This is a genomic window from Mycobacterium sp. TH-M116, from assembly GCF_057473685.1.
In genome coordinates, this window is record NZ_JBYCLC010000181.1 from 1 (window position 1) to 3,431 (window position 3,431).

The following is a 3,431-nucleotide window of genomic DNA, read 5'->3' on the forward strand; positions in this document are numbered from 1 at the left end:
GTGCTGGTCTGCGCGCCGACCGGCGCCGGCAAGACGGTGGTCGGCGAGTTCGCCGTGCACCTGGCGCTGGCGGCCGGCGGCAAGTGCTTCTACACCACGCCCCTCAAGGCCTTGAGCAATCAGAAGCACACCGATTTGACCGTGCGCTACGGCCGCGACCGCATCGGCCTGCTGACCGGTGACCTGTCGGTGAACGCCGACGCGCCGGTGGTGGTGATGACCACCGAAGTGCTGCGCAACATGCTCTATGCGGATTCGCCTGCCCTGCATGGGCTTTCCTACGTCGTCATGGACGAGGTGCACTTCCTCGCCGACCGGATGCGCGGTCCGGTGTGGGAGGAGGTCATCCTGCACCTGCCCGACGAGGTGCGGCTGGTCAGCCTGTCGGCGACGGTGAGCAACGCCGAGGAGTTCGGTGGCTGGATCCAGACGGTGCGGGGCGACACGACGGTGGTGGTCGACGAGCACCGACCGGTGCCGTTGTGGCAGCACGTCCTGGTGGGCAAACGTCTCTACGACCTGTTCGACTATCGCGGTTCGGAGGCCGACGAACGCCCGGACGGCAACCGCGAGCCGCGTGTCAACCCGGACCTACTGCGTCACATCGCGCACCGCCGGGAGGCGGACCGGATATCGGACTGGCGGGGTCCCCGACGGCACGGCTCCGGACGCCCGGCAGGCAGACCGCGGTTCTACCGCCCGCCCGCCCGACCTGACGTGATCGCGACCCTGGACTCCGAGGGCCTGTTGCCGGCGATCACGTTCATCTTCTCGCGGGCGGGTTGCGACGCTGCAGTCCACCAGTGCCTGCGTTCGCCGTTGCAGCTGACCAGCCAGGAGGAGCGCGCGCAGATCGCCGAAGTGATCGACCACCGGTGCGGTGATCTCGCCGATGCCGACCTGCCCGTGCTCGGCTACTACGAGTGGCGCGAGGGGCTGCTTCGCGGCCTGGCGGCCCACCACGCCGGCATGCTGCCGGCCTTCCGGCACACCGTCGAGGAGTTGTTCGCCGCCGGCCTGGTCAAAGCGGTGTTCGCCACCGAGACACTGGCGCTGGGCATCAACATGCCTGCTCGCACCGTCGTGCTGGAGCGGTTGGTGAAATTCAATGGCGAACAGCACGTGCCGCTGACGCCGGGGGAGTACACGCAGCTGACCGGGCGCGCCGGCAGGCGCGGCATCGACGTCGAGGGTCACGCGGTGGTGCTCTGGCAGCCCAGCGAGGAGACCACCGAACCGTCGGCGGTGGCCGGCCTGGCGTCGACACGCACCTTCCCGCTGCGCAGTTCGTTCGTGCCGTCCTACAACATGACGATCAACCTGGTGCAGTACATGGGCCCGGAACAGGCGCACCAACTGCTCGAGCAGTCCTTTGCCCAGTACCAGGCCGACCGGTCGGTCGTCGGCCTGGTCCGCGGCATCGAGCGGGGCAACACGCTGCTCGACGAGATCGCCGCCGAACTGGGCGGGCCGGAGGCGCCGATCCTGGGCTACGCCCGGCTGCGCGCGCGGATCACCGAATCGGAGCGCGCACAATCGCGCGCCTCCCGGCTGCAACGCCGGCAGGCGGCCAGCGACGCGCTGGCCGCGCTGCGCAAAGGCGACATCATCAACATGACCCACGGCCGGCGGGGCGGGCTGGCAGTCGTGCTCGAGTCGGCCCGTGACAGCGACGATCCGCGGCCCCTGGTGCTGACCGAACACCGGTGGGCGGGACGGATCTCCTCGGCGGACTATTCGGGTGCGCCGGGCCCGTTGGGGTCGATGTCCTTGCCGAAGCGCGTCGAACACCGGCAGCCGCGCGTGAGGCGAGACCTGGCATCGGCGCTGCGGTCGGCCGTGGCCGGGTTGGCCGTTCCGTCCGAGCGCCCCGGTGGGCGCGGTTCCGGCGGCGACAGCGACGGCGAGTTCCACAATCCGGAGCTCGCGGAGTTGCGGGCCGAGTTGCGTCGGCATCCGGCGCACAACAGTCTCGGCCTCGAAGCGCAGGTCCGTCAGGCCGAGCGCTACCTGCGTGTCGAGCGGGACAACGCGCAGCTGGAAAAGAAGGTCGCCGCGGCGACGAACTCGCTGGCGCGCACTTTCGACCGCATCGTCGGGCTGCTCACCGAGCGTGGGTTCATCGAGGGCCCGGCGGCCGATCCCCACGTCACAGACGACGGCCGGCTGCTGGCCCGCATCTACAGTGAGAGCGACCTGCTGGTGGCCGAATGCCTGCGCACGGATGCATGGGCCGGATTGAAGCCCGCCGAGTTGGCGGCGGTCGTCTCCACGGTGCTCTACGAGACTCGGGGCGGCGACGCGCCCGGCTCCTTGTCCGCCGCCGAGGTGCCCACCCAGCGCTTGCGGCAGGCGCTGCAGCAGACATCCCGGATGTCCACCGCACTCCGTGCCGACGAGCAGGCACATCGGATCGCCCCGAGCCGCGAGCCCGACGACGGCTTCGTCAATGTCATCTATCGCTGGGCGCGGACCGGTGATCTGACGGCGGCGCTGGCCGACGCCGACGCCCATGCCTCGGCGGGAACCGGTTCGCCGTTGCTGGCGGGAGACTTCGTGCGCTGGTGCCGGCAGGTGCTCGATCTGCTGGACCAGGTGCGCAACGCGACCCCCGATGCCGGACTACGGGCCGCCGCCAAGCGCGCCATCGACGACGTTCGGCGCGGCGTCGTCGCTGTTGACGCCGGGTAGGCTGTGCCGGAGCTACGGTGAGACCGTAACGAAAAGCCAAGACGTCAAGGGGCTGAGGAGAAACGATGAGCGGACCGCAGGGATCGGAGCCGGACCAGCAGTGGCAACCGCCCGGTCACAGTGGCGACCAGTCCTCGGAACCGGCTCAGGCAGGATCGCCCTGGCAGCAGCAGCCGGACCAGGATGCGGGGTGGCAGGCGCCGGCTTATACGCCGCCCCCCGGGTATTCGCCGTACCAGCAGCAGGGGGAGCAAGGCTACCCGCAGCAGCCCGGCTACGGGCAGCCTGAGCAGCAGTACGGTGGGCAAACCCCCCAGTACGGTCAGTACGGCCAGCCGGGTCAGTACGGCCAGCCGGGTCAGTACGGCCAGCCGGGCCAGTACGGCCAGCCGGGCCAGTACGGCCAGCCGGGTCAGTACGCCCAGCCGGGTCAGTACGGTCCGCCGGGTCAGTACCCGCAGCAGTACCCGCCCTACGAGCAACCGGGCAAGAAGCGCTCGACCACGCTGATCGCGGGGGTGGTCGGGGTGATCGCCTTCCTGCTCCTCGCCGCCGTGCTGGTGCTGGGCTTTTGGGAGCCCGGCTTCTTCGTCACCACCAAGCTGGACATCAAGAAGGCCCAGACCGGCGTCCAGCAGATCCTGTCGGATGAGACCAACGGCTACGGCGCCCGCAACGTCAAAGACGTGAAGTGCAACAACGGGGCGGACCCGACCGTCAAGAAAGGCGCCAGTTTCGAC

Annotated in this window: 2 protein-coding genes; both read left to right on the forward strand. The window is 69.7% G+C overall.

Annotation, left to right across the window (positions count from 1 at the left end; genetic code table 11):
• Positions 1 to 2,691: DEAD/DEAH box helicase (locus tag AC2VOK_RS09150; RefSeq protein ID WP_428900191.1), on the forward strand; the 2,691-nt coding region annotated here is incomplete at its 5' end.
• A gap of 65 nt (positions 2,692 to 2,756) precedes the next feature.
• Positions 2,757 to 3,431: DUF4333 domain-containing protein (locus tag AC2VOK_RS09155; protein WP_428900192.1), on the forward strand; the 675-nt coding region annotated here is incomplete at its 3' end.